12 protein-coding genes are annotated in these 16,339 nt (G+C 68.7%); 8 read left to right on the top strand and 4 right to left on the bottom strand.

Annotated features, from left to right (window positions below; all coding sequences use genetic code 11):
* Positions 1–4: 4 nt before the first annotated feature.
* Positions 5–1,015, bottom strand: a complete 1,011-nt coding sequence (gene tauA / locus F1599_RS05845; protein WP_150082493.1) for a taurine ABC transporter substrate-binding protein — start codon at positions 1,013–1,015, stop codon at positions 5–7.
* 492 nt (positions 1,016–1,507) lie between these two features.
* On the opposite strand from tauA, the gene pta reads away from it, so the two are divergent.
* Both pta and F1599_RS05835 read left to right on the top strand, forming a co-directional pair.
* On the top strand, positions 1,508–2,602 hold the full coding sequence (pta, locus tag F1599_RS05840) for a phosphate acetyltransferase (protein ID WP_150082492.1): 1,095 nt from the start codon (positions 1,508–1,510) through the stop codon (positions 2,600–2,602).
* The gene (locus tag F1599_RS05835; protein WP_149316264.1) at positions 2,602–3,375 is read left to right on the top strand and encodes a sulfite exporter TauE/SafE family protein; all 774 of its coding nucleotides are present in this window, start codon (positions 2,602–2,604) and stop codon (positions 3,373–3,375) included. Before pta ends, F1599_RS05835 begins: the two co-directional genes overlap by 1 nt.
* A 108-nt stretch (positions 3,376–3,483) precedes the next feature.
* On the opposite strand, the gene F1599_RS05830 is transcribed toward F1599_RS05835, so the two are convergent.
* The gene (locus F1599_RS05830; protein WP_150082491.1) at positions 3,484–5,214 is read right to left on the bottom strand and encodes a cobaltochelatase CobT-related protein; all 1,731 of its coding nucleotides are present in this window, start codon (positions 5,212–5,214) and stop codon (positions 3,484–3,486) included.
* A 152-nt stretch (positions 5,215–5,366) separates the two neighbouring features.
* On the bottom strand, positions 5,367–6,341 hold the full coding sequence (locus F1599_RS05825; protein ID WP_370639485.1) for an AAA family ATPase: 975 nt from the start codon (positions 6,339–6,341) through the stop codon (positions 5,367–5,369).
* A gap of 299 nt (positions 6,342–6,640) precedes the next feature.
* Here F1599_RS05825 and xsc point away from each other — a divergent pair, with 299 nt between their 5' ends.
* From xsc to F1599_RS05795, 6 genes are all read left to right on the top strand, one after another.
* Positions 6,641–8,443 carry a sulfoacetaldehyde acetyltransferase gene (gene xsc, locus F1599_RS05820; RefSeq protein WP_187829069.1) on the top strand — a complete coding sequence of 601 codons (1,803 nt, stop codon included), beginning with the start codon at positions 6,641–6,643 and terminating at the stop codon, positions 8,441–8,443.
* Between the two features lie 204 nt (positions 8,444–8,647).
* Positions 8,648–10,048, top strand: coding sequence for an amino acid permease (locus tag F1599_RS05815; RefSeq protein WP_149316511.1), 1,401 nt, complete (start codon positions 8,648–8,650; stop codon positions 10,046–10,048).
* A gap of 228 nt (positions 10,049–10,276) precedes the next feature.
* A complete protein-coding gene (locus F1599_RS05810) occupies positions 10,277–10,699 on the top strand; it encodes a nuclear transport factor 2 family protein (protein ID WP_149316512.1) in 423 nt (140 codons plus the stop codon).
* A 28-nt stretch (positions 10,700–10,727) separates the two neighbouring features.
* Positions 10,728–12,212 (top strand): NAD(P)/FAD-dependent oxidoreductase, encoded by a 1,485-nt coding sequence (locus F1599_RS05805; protein ID WP_223819502.1) that lies wholly within the window; start codon positions 10,728–10,730, stop codon positions 12,210–12,212.
* Between the two features lie 137 nt (positions 12,213–12,349).
* The gene (gene pdxR / locus F1599_RS05800; protein WP_150082490.1) at positions 12,350–13,873 is read left to right on the top strand and encodes a MocR-like pyridoxine biosynthesis transcription factor PdxR; all 1,524 of its coding nucleotides are present in this window, start codon (positions 12,350–12,352) and stop codon (positions 13,871–13,873) included.
* A gap of 280 nt (positions 13,874–14,153) precedes the next feature.
* Positions 14,154–15,722 carry a tannase/feruloyl esterase family alpha/beta hydrolase gene (locus F1599_RS05795; protein WP_150082489.1) on the top strand — a complete coding sequence of 523 codons (1,569 nt, stop codon included), beginning with the start codon at positions 14,154–14,156 and terminating at the stop codon, positions 15,720–15,722.
* Positions 15,723–15,742: 20 nt separating this feature from the next.
* Here the strand turns inward: F1599_RS05795 and F1599_RS05790 are convergent, their stop codons facing one another.
* Positions 15,743–16,189 (bottom strand): hypothetical protein, encoded by a 447-nt coding sequence (locus F1599_RS05790; RefSeq protein ID WP_150082488.1) that lies wholly within the window; start codon positions 16,187–16,189, stop codon positions 15,743–15,745.
* Positions 16,190–16,339: the final 150 nt, after the last annotated feature.

Below are 16,339 nucleotides of genomic sequence, written 5' to 3'. Positions count from 1 at the left end.
CGGCTCAACGCATTGCCCGCTTGACCCACTCGGCGTTGACGCCGGCGGAGTAGTCGGGCAGCACGGTCTGGATCGTGCCCTGCTCCTTCAGGAACTGCGCCGCCGACTGCAGGGCCTTGGCCGCGCCGCCGCCGAGCCAGCGCGCCGAGGCCTGTTCCTCCAGCGTCGGGAAGGCGTACAGCGACATGCTGCCCGGCACGTCCTCGGGCTTGGCGCCCGAGATCCTGGCCACCGTCTTGACCATCGGCGAATCCGCGGTCCACGCCGCCTTGTTCTTGCGGTAGTTGTCGTCCGCGGCCGCCAGCATCCTGACGAACTTGACCATGAAGTCCGGGTTCTCGCGCGCGAACTTCTTGCTGACGATCATGCCGTCGAAGGTCGCCTTGCCGGTGGACTGGGCGATCTGTCCCGAGGTCAGCAGCACCTTGCCGGTCGGCTTGATGCGCGCGAGCACCGGGTCCCAGATGAAGGTCGCGTCGATGTCGCCGCGCTGCCAGGCGGCGGCGACTTCCGGCGGCCGCATGTTCATGATGCGGACCTGCTTCGGATCGACCTTGGCCTGCTCCAGCGCGACCAGCGTGTGATAGTGCGTGGTCGAGACGAACGGCACGCCGATGCGCTTCCCCTTCAGGTCGGCGACGTTCTCGATGCGCGTGCCGTTGCGCGCGACCATCGCCTCGGCGGCGTTGATGTCGTCGAGGATCCAGAACAGCTCGACGTCCAGCCCCTGCGACAGGGCCGAGGCAATCGGCGAGGTGCCGGCCTCCGCGATCGCGATCTGTCCCGACGCCATCGCGCGGATCACGTCGCCGCCGCCGGAGAACTGGCGGAACGACACCTTGTAGCCGGTCTGCTTCTCGATCTCCTTGGCGTCCTGCACATGGCGCCATGGCACCACCATGTCCTGGTAGGCGATCACCACTTCCCTGGGCTGTGCCAGCGCGCCCGTCTGCACGGCGGCGGCCAGCACCGCGCCCGTTGCCAACTGCTTGATCCAACGCTCGATCCAACGCATCGTCGTATTCCTCAAGAAAAACAGGTTGCGTGCCGCGGCAGGGAGCGGCACGGAGATCCAGGCACCGGCAAGGTGCCTACTCGAGGAGGGGAAGACAGAAAGCAGGTCGCATGCCAATGTCTCCTTGCAGTGGACGGCTGTCGCGTCCTTGTATCGGCCGTCGCCACGTCGTGGTGGCAATCGGCGGCCAACGCCTTGCACGTTGGGTAGCGCTATCGTAGGCAGCCGGGGGCGCGGGCCATAGTGCCACTGGGCGGCAATCGTGGGTCCAAGCGCCCGCCGGCCGCCGAACCGCGCGAATCGCCTCACCCGGGAGCCCGGTTCCGGGGCTTTTTTCGCGCCCTCAGCGCACCGTGGCGGGCTGTTTTGTCCCGTTTTAGTGCATATCACGTACCGTTTTCCGAGATTTTTGTTGACCGGAATGCCTCGCCGCCCTATCCTTCCGTCATATCACCGTTTTCGGTACGTTTCATCCCACTTTTCAATCCCGCCATGAAAGCGATCCACCGCATCATCGAGCGCGCGCGCTCGTCTCCCCGGCGCATCGTGCTGTGCGAGGCGGAGGACCCGCGCGTGCTGCAAGGCGCGCGGCGCGCCACGCAAGAGGGCATCGCCCGCATCGTGCTGGTCGGCGATGCCGCCCGCATCGCCGATGCGGCCGAGCGGCACGGCATCGCGCTGGACGGCATGGAGCTGGTCGATCCCGCCAGCGCCGCGCAGCGGGACCGCTACGCGCAGCAATGGCTGGCGCTGCGCCAGTCCAGGGGCATGACGCCCGAGCAGGCGCAGCGCGACGTGCTGGCGCCGCTGTGCTTCGCCAATCTGATGGTGCGCGCCGGCGACGCCGACGGCTCGGTGGCGGGCGCGGTCCATACGACCGCGGACGTGGTGCGCCACGCGATCCAGATCATCGGCATCGCGCCGTCCTTCCGGCTGGTATCGAGCTTCTTCCTGATGATGTTCTGCGAGCCCTTCCACTCGCTCAAGGGCGGGCTGATCTTCTCCGACTGCGGCCTGGTGATCGACCCGGACGCCGAGGCGCTGTCCGAGATCGCGATGGCCGCCGCCGACAGCGCGCAGAGCCTGCTGATGGAGACGCCGCGCGTGGCGATGCTGTCGTTCTCGACCAATGGCAGCGCGCACCACGCCGCCGTCGACAAGGTCGCCGCGGCCACGCAACGCGTGCGCGCGCTGCGACCCGACCTGGCCATCGACGGCGACGTGCAGCTCGACGCGGCCATCGTCGCGGAGATCGCGGAGCGCAAGCTGCCCGCCTCGCAGGTCCATGGGCATGCCAATGTGCTGGTGTTCCCGAGCCTGGAGGCCGGCAATATCGGCTACAAGCTCGCCGAGCGCCTGGGCGGCGCCGTGGCGATCGGGCCGATGCTGCAAGGGTTGCGGCGCCCGGCCAACGATCTGTCGCGCGGCTGCAGCGCGGACGACATCTTTCACGTGATCGCGGTCACCGTGGTGCAGGCGCAGGCCGCCGACCTCGAAGCGGGCGATGCCAGCGCGCAGATGGCGCTGCCGGGCATGGCTGGAGGCCCGGCGACTGGCACCACATCATCGGGAGCCACGCAGTCCTGATGAGTCTCGACACCTTGCTGCCGGTACTGGCCCTGCTCGGCCTCGGCAGCTATTTCCAGACCGTGACCGGGTTCGGCATGGGTCTGATCGTGATGGGCGCGGCCAGCGGCCTGCATCTGGCGCCGGTCGCCACGCTGGCCGCGCTGGTCAGCCTGCTGACGCTCGCCAACGGCGCACTCGCGCTGCCCGGCAAGCTGCACCATATCGACTGGCGCGCGGTGCGGGCCGCCACGCTCGGCATCCTGCCGTCGGTGGTGGCCGGTGTCGTGCTGCTGCATTACCTGAGCGGCACCGCCGCCGGCGTGCTGCAGCTGATGCTCGGCGCCGTGGTGCTGTACGGCGGCATCGGCGCGGCCCTGCGTCCCGCCGCGTTGTCCAGCCGCTCCGGCGACGGCAGCTTCTTCGTCAGCGGCGTCTGCGGCGGCCTGCTCAGCGGCCTGTTCGGCGTCTCCGGGCCGCCGCTGATCTTCCAGTTCTATCGCCAGCCGCTGAACATGGTGCAGATCCGCTGCGCGCTGATCCTGGTCTTCACCACCACCTCGGCGGTGCGCACCGCCTACAGCGCCTGGCAAGGCGAACTGGCCAGCGACGTCTGGCTGCAGGCCGCGCTGGCCTTCCCGGTGGTCGCGCTGAGCACGATCGCGGCACGGCGCTTCCCGCCGCCGCTGTCGGCCGAGGCGACGCGGCGGGTGGCGTTCGGGGTGCTGGTGGTGCTGGGCGCGTATCTGATGGCCGGGCCCCTGTGGCAGTGGTTCGCGGCGCCTTCGGCATAAGGCGCACCGCATAACGTAGCCGCTCGTATCCTTTATTGCCGTTGCGCGGCCGAAATGCCCTCAACGTAGCCGCTCGGCTACGTTATGCGTGACGCCATCGCGCGCCGGCTACCCCAGCCCTCCCCGTCCCCCGCTCCCCACCCAGCGCGCGATCGCGTCGATCGCCGCCGTGTCGAGCGGCCGCGAGGTATCCAGCGGGAAATGGCGCCGGTAGTAAGGGCTCAGGTCCAGATCGACGCCGAGCCCCATCACTTCGATGCGCCCCTGCGCCTCGTGGCGCGCCACCACGTCCTTCAGATGGTCGTCCAGCAGCCGCTCGCCGTTGGCCTGCGCGGTGGCTCGGTCCATCGGGCTGCCGTCGGATACCACCACCAGCAGGCGGCGCGACTGCGGGCGGGACAGCAGGCGGGCGCAGGCCCAGTCGACCGCCTCGCCGTCGATCCCTTCGCGGAACAGGTCGGCCTTGAACAGCGCGGCGATGCCGGTTCGTGCGCGGCGCCAGCTGGTGTCGGCATCCTTGAACACCAGATGGCAGACCTCGTTCAGGCGGCCAGGCGATGGCGGGCGGCCCGCGGCCTGCCAGTCGCGCGCCACGCGGCCGCCGTTCCAGGCGCCGGTGGTGAAGCCGAGCACTTCGGTGACCAGGCCCGCGGCATCGGCCGCGCGGGTCATCACGTCGACCAGCAAGGCGATCTGGTCGATATGGGCCTTCATCGAGCCCGAGCAATCGATCAGGAAACTCAGTACCGCGTCTGTGCGCGGCTGCAGCCGCGGCTGGCGGAAAATGCGCGGCTGGCCGCCGGCGCAGGCCAGTTGCGCGAGCCGGCTGCGATCGAGCCGGCCCTCCTCTTCGCCGGACGACCAGCCGTCGGCGGCCGGTATCGCGAAGGCGGACGACAGCGTGCGCGCGATGCGGACCGGATTGATGCCGCCCTCGACGATGCGCCGGTCCAGGCGTTCGCGCCATGCCTGCAGCGAAGCCTGGCGCGCCAGCGTGGCGGCGCGCAGCTCGTGATCGTAGCGCGTGGTGAAGGCCGCGTAGCCCGGTGCGAGTGCACCGTGGGCGCCGGCGCGCGCGCCGCCGGGGCCGGCACCGGCTCCCTGCTGCAACGGCGCCTCGTCCTCGAAATCGAGCAGCAGCGAGAAGCCGTCGCGCACGGTCTCGGGCGATTCCCGCGCCTCGTCGTCGGCCAGGCCGGCTCGCCGCGCATCGTCGCGCAGCATCGCCGCCACCATCTCGGCCGCGGCGAGCGCATGTTCGGCAAAGGCGCGCTGGTCGGCGCGCGTGCGCCGCATGCCGGCCAGCGCGGTGCCCAGCGCCGGCACGATGGCGGCGCGCGTGGCCTCGATCAGGTCCTCGGTCTCCTCGATCACCGGCCGGCCCGACAGGCGCGACCAGACCACCTGCGCGACCGTGTAGATCAGGATGCCGAAACGCCCTTCGGTCAGCCCGGAGCGATGGAAGGCCAGCGACCATTGCGCGAAGCGCCGGTGCAGGTTGGCGGCCACGCCCGGCATGCCGGCGGGCAGATGGGTTTCGCAGCGCAGCTGCTCGAACAGTTCGAACAGCAGCCGCGCGACGGGATCGGCGGGACGCAGCGCGCGGTGCAAGGCCGCATCGCCATGCCGCAGGCGCAGCGCGACGGCGTCCGCGCTGCCGCGCAGGTCGGCGAAGGTATCGCGTGCGGCATCGGTCAGCAAGTGCGGGGCGTGCAACGGCAGCGGCCGTTGGCCGCGCCAGGGCCTGCCGGCGCGGTAATGCAGCGTGGCGTCTCCCGCCAGCGCACGCAGGGCCGCCGCGCACAAGGCCTCGCGCCGGCGCTGGGTCGACGCGGGCAACGGTTGCTCCGGCCCCACCGCGGTCCCAGCCTCCGGCGGCGTTGCGGCCCCAACCTTCGGCGACAACACGGCCCCAACCTCCCGCGTCGCCGCGGCCGCAACCTTCGACGCCGCCGCGTGCTCGGCCTCCGGTATCGCCGGTGCCAACATCGTCAGGCCGCCGCGTCGCCGCAGGGCTCCAGCTCGGTGCCGAAGCCCCGCTGGAAATACTCGGCGACGATCGGGCGCTCGCCCGGCTCGCACTTGTTCAGGAAGCTGAGCCGGAACGCCAGCGCCGGATCGCGGAAGATCTGGCAGTTCTCGGCCCAGGCGATCACGGTGCGCGGCGACATCAGCGTCGACACATCGCCCGCGGCAAACCCTTCGCGCGTCAGCTGAGCGACGGCGACCATCGCGCCGACCAGCTCGCGTCCCGCCGCGTCGGCCAGCTCCGGCACGCGCGCCAGCACGATGTCGATCTCCGCCTCGCGCGGCAGATAGTCGAGCGTCGCCACCACGTTCCAGCGGTCGATCTGCGCGTGGTTCAGCAGATGGGTGCCGTGATACATGCCGGTCAGGTTGCCGAGCCCGACGGTATTGGCGGTCGCGAACAGCCGGAAGAACGGATGCGGCTGGATCACGCGGTTCTGGTCCAGCAGCGTGAAGCGGCCATCGCGCTCGAGCACGCGCTGGATCACGAACATCACGTCCGGACGGCCCGCGTCGTATTCGTCGAACACCAGCGCGATCGGCCGCTGCAGCGCCCACGGCACGATGCCCTCCTGGAATTCGGTGACCTGCTGGCCATCGCGCAGCACCACGGTGTCGCGCCCGACCAGGTCCATGCGCCCGATATGCCCATCCAGATTGACGCGCAGGCACGGCCAGTTCAGCCGCGCCGCCACCTGTTCGATATGGGTCGACTTGCCGGTGCCGTGCAGCCCCTGCACCAGCACGCGGCGATTGCGCACGAAGCCGGACAGGATCGCCAGCGTGACCTCCGGCTCGAAGCGGTAGCCCGGATCGATTTCCGGCACGTGGTCATCGCGCACGCCGAAGGCCGGCACCCGCATCGCGCTGTCGATGCCGAACACATCACGCACCGACACCATGCGGTCCGGTTCCACGCTGGCAAGGTCGATCGCCACTTCGGTTCTCCTGGATGAGGCTCTATGAGGCTGGATAAGGCTGTATGAGGCCGGACAAGGCTGGAGGGATGTCCCCGATGTCCCGGCTGTCCCGGGCGGCGCAGGCGCGCCATGGCTCCCGCGGTTCCATGGAGCCATCATAGCTCAGTCTCATTTTTAGACACAACACATTCCGAATAATGGATTTTCCTATTGACGATACCTGCGGTCCGTCCTACATTTCAGCGAAACAACAGTTTTCGGTACATCACGTACCGTTTTACGATCACAACGATCCCAACCTACCGGAGACCGCAAGCATGTCCGACCACACCCCCACCGCCGGCCCGCAGGCCATGACGCCTTCCGAGGCCTTCGTCGAAACCCTCGCCGCCAACGGCGTCACCGATATGTTCGGCATCATGGGCTCGGCCTTCATGGATGCGATGGACATCTTCGCGCCGGCCGGCATCCGCCTGATCCCGGTGGTGCATGAGCAGGGCGCGGGCCACATGGCCGACGGCTATGCCCGCGTGTCGGGCCGCCACGGCGTCGTGATCGGCCAGAACGGTCCGGGCATCAGCAACTGCGTGACCGCGATTGCCGCGGCCTACTGGGCGCACAGCCCGGTGGTGATCGTCACGCCGGAGGCCGGCACCATGGGCATCGGCCTGGGCGGCTTCCAGGAAGCCAACCAGCTGCCGATGTTCCAGGAGTTCACCAAGTACCAGGGCCACGTCACCAACCCGGCGCGCATGGCCGAATTCACCGGCCGCTGCTTCGATCGCGCGATGGCCGAGATGGGCCCGACCCAGCTGAACATCCCGCGCGACTACTTCTACGGGCAGATCAAGGCCGAGATCCCGCAGCCGCGCCGGCTGGACCGTGGCCCCGGCGGGGAGCAGAGCCTGAACGAAGCGGCCGAGCTGCTGGCGCAGGCCAAGTTCCCGGTGATCATCTCCGGCGGCGGCGTGGTGATGGCCGACGGCGTCGAGGAATGCAAGGCGCTGGCCGAGCGGCTGGGCGCGCCGGTGGTCAACAGCTATCTGCACAACGATTCCTTCCCCGCCAGCCACCCGCTGTGGTGCGGCCCGCTGGGCTATCAGGGCTCGAAGGCGGCGATGAAGCTGATCTCGCGTGCCGACGTGGTGGTGGCGCTCGGTTCGCGCCTCGGACCGTTCGGCACGCTGCCGCAGCACGGCATGGACTACTGGCCGAAGACGGCCAAGATCATCCAGATCGATGCCGACCACAAGATGCTGGGCCTGGTGAAGAAGATCTCGGTCGGCATCTGCGGCGACGCCAAGGCGGCCGCCGTCGCGCTGACCGAACGCCTGGCCAACCGCACGCTGGCGTGCGACGCGACCCGCGCCGCGCGCGCCGACCAGATCGCCACCGAAAAGGCGGCCTGGGAGAAGGAACTGGACGAGTGGACGCACGAGCGCGACCCGTTCAGCCTGGACATGATCGAGGAGCAGAAGAACGAGCGCACGCCGAACGGCGGCTACTACCTGCATCCGCGCCAGGTGCTGCGCGAACTCGAGAAGGCCATGCCGGCCGACGTGATGGTGTCGACCGACATCGGCAACATCAACTCGGTGGCCAACAGCTATCTGCGCTTCGAAAAGCCGCGCAGCTTCTTCGCGGCAATGAGCTGGGGCAATTGCGGCTACGCCTTCCCCACCATCATCGGCGCCAAGGTCGCGGCGCCGCACCGTCCGGCGATCTCGTACGCGGGTGACGGCGCCTGGGGCATGAGCCTGATGGAAACCATGACCTGCGTGCGCCACAACATCCCGGTCACCGCGGTGGTCTTCCACAACCGCCAGTGGGGCGCGGAGAAGAAGAACCAGGTGGACTTCTACAACCGCCGCTTCGTCGCCGGCGAGCTGGACAATCCGAGCTTCGCCGAGATCGCCCGCGCGATGGGCGCCGAAGGCATCGTGGTCGACCGGCTGGAAGACGTCGGCCCCGCGCTGAAGAAGGCCATCGACCTGCAGATGAACCACGGCAAGACCACCATCGTGGAAATCATGTGCACCCGCGAACTGGGCGATCCGTTCCGCCGCGATGCCTTGTCCAAGCCGGTCCGCCTGCTCGACAAGTACAAGGATTACGTATAACGGAAGCAAACGAGGCGCGCGGTGCGGCCCCGGCCGCGCCGCGCGATCACGGCCTTCGGGGCCGCCGCAGCAATGCGGCCCCGGACAGACAAAACAAAGACAGCGACGCCGTGACGACACCATCATGAGAAGCACTGGAGACAAAAATTGCTGGATAACCCCGAGGGCTCGCGCGGCCTCAAGCACAGCCTGAAACAGCGCCACATGACGATGATCGCGCTCGGCGGCGTGATCGGTGCCGGACTGTTCGTCGGCAGCGGCGTCGTCATCAAGTCGGCCGGCCCGGCGGCCGTCCTGTCCTTCCTGCTGACCGGCATGCTGGTGGTGCTGGTGATGCGGATGCTCGGCGAGATGGCCTGCGCGCTGCCCACCGTCGGCTCCTTCTACGAATACGCGCGCGAAGCATGGCACGGCAAACCCGAGGCCGGCGCGCTCGCCAGCTTCCTGACCGGCTGGATGTACTGGTACTTCTGGGTCATCGTGGTCGCGCTCGAGGCCGTGGCCGGCGCCGACCTGATCCGCTACTGGCTGCCCGACGTGCCCTCCTGGGCCATCAGCCTGGTGCTGCTGGTGATGCTGACGCTGACCAACCTGTTCTCGGTCAAGTCCTTCGGCGAGTTCGAGTTCTGGTTCGCCTCGATCAAGGTGGCCGCGATCGTCGTGTTCCTGTTCCTGGCCGGCCTGTTCGTGCTCGGCATGTGGCCCGATACCGCGCCCAGCGTCGCCAACCTGAGCGCGCACGGCGGCTTCGCGCCGAACGGCATCATGCCGGTACTGACCGGCGCCGTCGCGGCGACGGGCTTCTACTTCGGCGCGGAAATCGTGACCATCGCCGCGGCCGAGACCGCGGAGCCGCAGAAGGCGGTCGCCAAGGCCACCCACTCGGTGATCACGCGCGTGCTGGTGTTCTATGTCGGCTCGGTGCTGCTGGTGGTGTGCCTGGTGCCGTGGAACTCGCCCGGCATCGCCACGCCGTATGTCAGCGCGCTCGACGCCATGGGCATCCGCGGCGCGGCGCAGGTGATGAACGCGGTGGTGCTGACCGCGGTGCTGTCGGCGCTGAACTCGGGCCTGTACGCCTCGTCGCGGATGATCTTCGCGCTGACGCGCCGCGGCGATGCCCCGGCCGGACTGGCCAAGTTGAACCGCAACGGCGTGCCGGTCCGCGCGATCCTGTTCTCGACGCTGTTCGGCTATGCCGCGGTCGTGATGTCCTACGTCTCGCCCGACACGGTGTTCGCCTTTCTGGTCAATTCGTACGGCACGGTGGCGATCTTCGTCTACATCCTGATCGCGGTATCGCAGCTGCGGCTGCGCGCGCGGCTCGAACGCGAGGCGCCGCACAAGCTGCGCGTGCGCATGTGGATGTATCCGTATCTGACCTATGTGGCGATCCTCGGCATGACGGGCATCGTGGTGGCGATGGCCTTCATTCCGGACCAGCGCAAGCCGCTGCTGCTCGGCGTGGTCAGCCTCGGCATCCTGCTGCTGGTCTATCTCGTCCGTCGGCAGTACCGCCGCGGCGCGGAGCGGCGCGAGAGCGAGATCGACCCGCACCAGCAGCATCTGGGCGACATGCCCCGCGCCCACGCGGTACGGCGCTGATCCCGTCGTCCCCGCGTCCGCCGGGGACGACAAGCCCACCGGGCCGGCAGCCGCTGGCCCAATCGATTCCATCCAACTGGCCCTACAGCGCGTCCCGGCGCTTCCCTATGCTGGGAACGTGCAAAGGACCGGGTCCGCTGCCGCGCGGACCGCAACAACATCGAGGAGATTCAAGTGGAGTACGCAAGCAAGCAGGCCGGCACCGAAGCGACCGCGGCCGACAGCAACCTGTCCGGACAGCAGGCCGGTGGCGCCAGCGGCGGCGTCACCGCCGCCACGCTGCAGGCCTTCAGCGATGCCTGGAACCGCCACGACATCGACGCGCTGATGTCCTTCATGACCGACGACTGCGTGTTCCACGCGGTGGCCGGCGGCGAGCTGTTCGGCCGTACCTTCAGCGGCCGCGAGGCGGTGCGCGAGGGCTTCCAGCTGGCCTGGCAGACCTTCCCGGACGCGGCCTGGCTCGACGGCGAGCATTTCGTCTGCGGCGACCGCGGCGTCAGCGAATCGACCTTCCGCGGCACCAAGGCCGACGGCTCGCGCATCGAGGCGCGCATGGTCGACGTGTTCACCTTCCGCGACGGCAAGATCGCGGTCAAGAACGCCTATCGCAAGGACCGTCCCGCGCTGGCGGCCGGTTCGCGCGGCTGATCGAACGCGTCGCAACAGGAGCGCAGCGATGGAAGCCATTGCCGATATCACCGCCATCGGGCGGGAGAACGGGACGCCCGGCCAGTCGGGCGGGCAGTCTGGTGGACACACCGGGTCCACGGGCCCTTCCCGGCCCTACGATCCCGCCTACGACCCGCTGGTCGCGCCGACGCCCGGCCAGGGCCGCGACTACGCCCCGACCTACTGGATCGGCACCGCCGGCGAGCCCCCGCCCGACGACGGTCCGATCACGCACGACGTCGACGTCGATGTCGCGATCATCGGCTCGGGCTTCACCGGGCTGACCTGCGCGATCTTCCTGGCGCAGGAACACGGCATCAAGGCGACCGTGCTCGAGGCCAACCGCGTCAGCTGGGGCTGCAGTACGCGCAACGGCGGGCAGGCGCAATGCGCCTCGGGCCGGCTCAAGCGCTCGCAATGGATCCAGCGCTACGGCCTGGACGCCGCGCTGCGGCTGCACGAGGAAGTGTGCGCCGGCATGGAGACCTTCAAGACGCTGATCCGCGATATCGACTGCGATCCGCAGCCGGGCGGCCATCTGTACATCGCGCATCGTCCGGAGGCGATGCCGGCGCTGGAGAAGGAAGCCAGGCTGCTGCGCGAGGTGTTCCACTACGACGCCCGCATTCTCGATGCCGATACCGTCAAGCGCGAATACGTCGACGACAAGGAGGCGGCCGGCGCGATGCACGAGCCTGAAGGCATCGGCATCCATGCCGGCAAGCTGGCCTTCGGCTATCTGCGCCGCGCCCGCGCGCTGGGCGCCACCGTGCATCCGTCGAGCCCGGTGCTCGACTGGACCACGCGCGACGGCGTGCACTACCTGCGTACGCCGGGCGGCATCGTGCGGGCGCGCGCGGTCGGCGTCGCCACCGGCGGCTACACCTCGCAGAGCCTGCATCCCCATCTGAAGAATCGGCTGTTCCCGATCCTGTCGAACTCGATCGTGACGCGGCCGCTGACGCCCGACGAAATCGCGGCCTGCAATTTCCGCACGACGCAGGTGATCACCGACACCCGCATCCTGCGCCACTACTACCGGCTGATGCCGGACGGCCGCCTGCAGATCGGCAGCCGCAGCGCGATCACCGGCACCGACGCGCCGCGGCCCCAATACGAGCAGAAGCTGGTCGACGACATGGTGCGCAAGTTCCCGGCGCTCAAGGGCATTCCGATCGACTACTCGTGGTGGGGCTGGGTCGACGTCAGCCACGACATGATGCCGCGCATCTTCCAGCCCGATCCCGCGCAGACCCTCTATTACGCAATGGGCTACGGCGGCAACGGCGTCATGTACTCGGCCCAGGCGGGCCGCCGCATGGCGGCGATGATCGCGGGCAAGAACCCGGGTCCGGAGCTGCCGATCTTCCGTTCGGCGCTGCCCTTCCCCAATGTGCGGGAGTGGGTCGAGTCGCCGGCATTCGCACCATTCCGGCGGCTGGGGCAGCGGTTCCTGTACCACTGGTATCACCTGAAGGACGACGTGCTGTAGCGCGGCTTGCGCTCTCTCCTGCCGTACATGCCGCGTGCGGGAGAGGGCGTCGAAGCACCGGCTTTCCCTCATATCCCCTCCCCGCCCCTTGCCCGATAATGCTCCCCGACCCCAACACAAGATGGAGCGCGAACGGCATGGCCACGGCGGGCAAGGGAAACACGTTCTGGAATCGGCTGCTGCAATTGCCCGCCGATTCGGGCCTGAGCCTGCAGGCCCAGCTGCGCCAGCAGATCGTTTCCGCGATCCTGTCGCGGCAATTGCCCGAAGGCAGCGCGCTGCCCTCGAGCCGCGAACTCGCCGCGACGCTGGGCATCGCGCGCAATACCGTGATCCTGGCCTTCCAGCAGCTGGTCGACGAGCACTTCCTCGAGACACGGCCGCGGCGCGGCTACTTCGTCGTCGAACAACTGCCGAGCGTGGCGCGGCCGCCGTCCGTGGGCAACGCCGGCACCGCCGGCACGCCGGCCAGCACGGACGGCGGTAGCGAATCCCCCGGCCCCGACTGGAGCGAACGGCTGCCCGACATCAGCGGGCTGCGCGCGATCGTCAAGCCCAACGACTGGCAGAACTACCCCTACCCCTTCATCTATGGCCAGTTCGATCCGGCGCTGTTTCCGACCGCGGACTGGCGCGAATGCTCGCGCATGGCGCTGGCCGTGCTGGAGATCCGCGGCTGGGCCTCGGACCTGATCGACCGGGACGATCCGCTGCTGATCGAGCAGTTGCAGCGGCACGTGCTGCCGCGCCGCGGGGTCTGGGCCAATCCCGACGAGATCATGGTCACGCTGGGCGCCCAGCATGCGCTCTATCTGCTGGCCGATCTGCTGATGCGCGACGCGGTGGTCGGGCTGGAGGAGCCGGGCTACAGCGATGCGCGCGCGATCTTCGGCATGCGGGCACGCGAGGTCGTGCCGCTGCCGGTCGATGACTACGGCCTGCGTCCCGAGGGCGAGCTGGCGCGCTGCGACTATGCCTTCGTTACGCCGAGCTACCAGTGCCCGACCACGGTGACGATGCCGCTGGACCGGCGCGAGGCGTTGCTGGCCGAGGCGCACCGGCACGACGTGGTGCTGATCGAGGACGACTACGACACCGAGAATCCGGCGCTGACGCAGCCGATCCCCGCGCTGAAAAGCCTGGACCGCGAGGGCCGCGTGATCTATGTCGGCAGCCTGTCGAAGTCGTTCGTGCCCGGCATCCGGCTCGGCTATATCGTCGCGCCCAGCACGGTGATCCGCCAGGCGCGGGCGCTGCGGCGCTACATGCTGCGGCACCCGCCGGCCAACAACCAGCGTGCCACCGCCCTGTTCATCTCGCTGGGCCACCACGACGCGCTGCTGCGGCGCGTGGCGCCGATCTTCCAGCGCCGCGCGGCCGTGCTGCGCGACATGCTGGCGCGGCATCTGCCGCAATGCCGCGTACAGAATTCGCCGGGGGCGTCGTCCTTCTGGGTCGAAGGGCCGCCGGGACTCGACGCACGCAAGCTCGGCGATGTCGCGCTGCGGCATGGCGTGATCATCGAGCCGGGCGATGTGTTCTTCGCGGCCGACGGGCCATCTCCGCACTTCCGCCTGGGCTACACGGGGATTGCCGAGGAACGGATCGAGGAAGGCGTGCGGCTGCTGGCCCAGCTGATCGAGCACGAGCGGCGGCGCTGAGGCGCGGGGGTTCCTGCGTTTCCCCTCGCCTTGCCTCCGCGGCGGGCTCCGCGCCCATCACTTCCCGACCCGTACCTAGGGCAAGTCCCGATGCCACGGCTCCCGGATTGTCCTCGCGGGGACAATCTGCGTCGTCACCGGCGTCTATGCTTTCTTCGGACCGCCCCCAAGCAGCAGCAACCGCAGCAACCGCAGCAGCCGCTCGAGTTTGCGCCAGACCGGTGTCGAGGGGCAGGTCGCGCCCGTCCTGGCCGGACTCCACGACATCGAAGGAGACGACATGGCACCGACTTTGGCATTTCATTGGCACCGTATTGCCCTGACTGCTGTCACAGTGGCCGTGCTGGCCGCGTGCGGGGACAGCGACGACGATCACAAACCCCGGCCTTCGGCCAACGCCGCGCAGGCGTGCGCGGAGTTGGCCGGCAAGACCGTCGCCGGCGCGACCGTCACGGGGGCGGCGACCGTCGCGGCAAGCGGGCCGCAACCGCTCTTCTGCAAGGTCAACGCGACCATCGCGCCGCAACTGAACCTGGAGCTGCGGCTTCCGGATCGGTGGAACGGCAAGCTGTATTACGGTGGCGGCGGCGGTTACAACGGATCGATCCCGGGCATCGACGTGCCGACCAACCTGACCGCGCTGAAACAGGGCTACGCCACCGTCAACAGCGACTCCGGCCATACCGGCAACGGGCTGTCGGCCGACTTTGCCCTCGACGATCCGCACGCCGCCGCGCTCTTCGGCCATCAGTCGGTGCCGACGGTGATGTCCTCCGCGCGCGAGATGCTTCGGACCGCCTATGGCAAGGCACCGGAACGCTCCTACTTCGAGGGCTGCTCCAATGGCGGCCGCGAGGCACTGATGGCGGCGCAGCGCAATCCGGACCTGTTCGACGGCATCATCGCCCGCGCGCCGGCCTACAACTGGGTCGGCTTCATGGGGGCATTCAACCGCAATGCCAAGGCGCTGGCCGCCCCCGGCGGCATGTTCAACAGCGCAAAGACCAATCTGCTGGCGAAGGCGGTGCGCGATGCCTGCGATGCGCAGGATGGCATCACCGACGGCGTGGTATCGAATCCGCTGTCGTGCAGCTTCGATCCGGCGGTACTTCGCTGCTCCGGCGGCACGGACGCGGGTGACGCCTGCCTGTCGGACGCGCAGCTGGCGGTGGTGCAGTCGTGGACCACGCCGGCGGTGTGGGCCAACGGCGCCTATTCCAATGCGGGCTGGGCACTGACCGGCAACGAGGACGATCCGGGCGCCTGGGGCCTATGGCTGACGGGCAACGGCAACCTGAACATGGCGCTGCAGTTCCTGTTCCAGGACACGACGGTCAAGAACTATCTGGCACGCGACCGCTCGCAGAACTCGCTGACCTATACCTGGGACAGCAATGTCGCCGCGCTGGCCAACCTGGCGAATCTGAACGACGCGACCAACATCGACCTGCGGCCATTGAAGAACAGCGACGCCAAGCTGATCCTCTGGCACGGCACCAACGACTCGGCCCTGAGCTTCAAGGCCACCAACGCCTATTACCAGGGGATGGTCGGCGCGGTCGGCGGTCAGGCATCGGCCGACGAGTTCGTGCGCTACTACCTGGCGCCTGGCGTCAATCATTGCGCCGGCGGACCGGGCGCGGATCAGACCGACCTGTTGGCGGCGCTCGATACCTGGGTCACCAGGGGCACCGCGCCGGGCACGCTGACGGCCACGAAGGAGACCAACGGCGCCACCGCGTTCTCGCGTCCGCTGTGCCGCTATCCGCAATATCCGCGCTATACGGGACCGGCAAACGACGCGGCGGCCGCGGCGCAGGCGTCGAACTACACCTGCACCGCGCCGTAAGTTCCGAGGCAACGCGGGCGCTACTGCACCGTAGCGCCCGCCTGGGTCCCGCCCGTCATCCCGCCCAACGCTGCCGCGGGATTCCAGGTAAAGAACCGCATCCATGCATCGAGCCAGCGCCCCTGCATGTCGGCGCCGATCTCCCAGGCGGTCTGCCCGTATCTGCTCGCCATTGCCAGCGCCGGCGCGGGCGCGGTGATCTGCTGCGCAAGGCGCTCGTCGGGGTCCCACTTCCAGATCCACGAGGTCCACTGGAAGCCGGCCTCCTCCATCAGCGCCCCATAGAAGCTCCAGCCCAGCGCGGCCAGCTTCAGGTAGTCGCGCGCCAGCATGGTGGAAGCATCGGGCACTTCGGTGACCGCGGGAATCGGCCGCTGCGCGGCCAACGACTCGCTGGTCACATCGGTCACATCGGTCGCATCCGTGACGTCGGTCATCGGATTCGCGCGTGGTGCTTTGCTCTTCATCGTCATGCTCCCTGGAAGTCGCCGGACGGCGGGGGAAAAGAAGCCGAGCGTTACGCAAGATCGTTGCCAGCGGCGGCGTGCCGTTAGCGTCGTGCGGCGGCGTCGCGCACGCGCATGGAGCATTTACACGGCGTGTACGCGGGCCCATGC

The sequence above is a fragment of the Cupriavidus cauae genome (assembly GCF_008632125.1).
Taxonomy (GTDB): domain Bacteria; phylum Pseudomonadota; class Gammaproteobacteria; order Burkholderiales; family Burkholderiaceae; genus Cupriavidus; species Cupriavidus cauae.
The sequence above is the reverse complement of the archived record's forward strand: the minus strand, read 5'-3'. Positions and strand labels throughout refer to the sequence as shown.

What these genes read in the sequence shown, in the direction of transcription:
- tauA (WP_150082493.1), bottom strand. Translation starts at nt 1,015, where the DNA reads ATGCGTTGGATCGAGCGTTGGATCAAGCAGTTGGCAACGGGCGCGGTG.
- pta (WP_150082492.1), top strand. Translation starts at nt 1,508, where the DNA reads ATGAAAGCGATCCACCGCATCATCGAGCGCGCGCGCTCGTCTCCCCGG.
- F1599_RS05835 (WP_149316264.1), top strand. Translation starts at nt 2,602, where the DNA reads ATGAGTCTCGACACCTTGCTGCCGGTACTGGCCCTGCTCGGCCTCGGC.
- xsc (WP_187829069.1), top strand. Translation starts at nt 6,641, where the DNA reads ATGTCCGACCACACCCCCACCGCCGGCCCGCAGGCCATGACGCCTTCC.
- F1599_RS05815 (WP_149316511.1), top strand. Translation starts at nt 8,648, where the DNA reads ATGACGATGATCGCGCTCGGCGGCGTGATCGGTGCCGGACTGTTCGTC.
- F1599_RS05805 (WP_223819502.1), top strand. Translation starts at nt 10,728, where the DNA reads ATGGAAGCCATTGCCGATATCACCGCCATCGGGCGGGAGAACGGGACG.
- pdxR (WP_150082490.1), top strand. Translation starts at nt 12,350, where the DNA reads ATGGCCACGGCGGGCAAGGGAAACACGTTCTGGAATCGGCTGCTGCAA.
- F1599_RS05795 (WP_150082489.1), top strand. Translation starts at nt 14,154, where the DNA reads ATGGCACCGACTTTGGCATTTCATTGGCACCGTATTGCCCTGACTGCT.
- F1599_RS05790 (WP_150082488.1), bottom strand. Translation starts at nt 16,189, where the DNA reads ATGAAGAGCAAAGCACCACGCGCGAATCCGATGACCGACGTCACGGAT.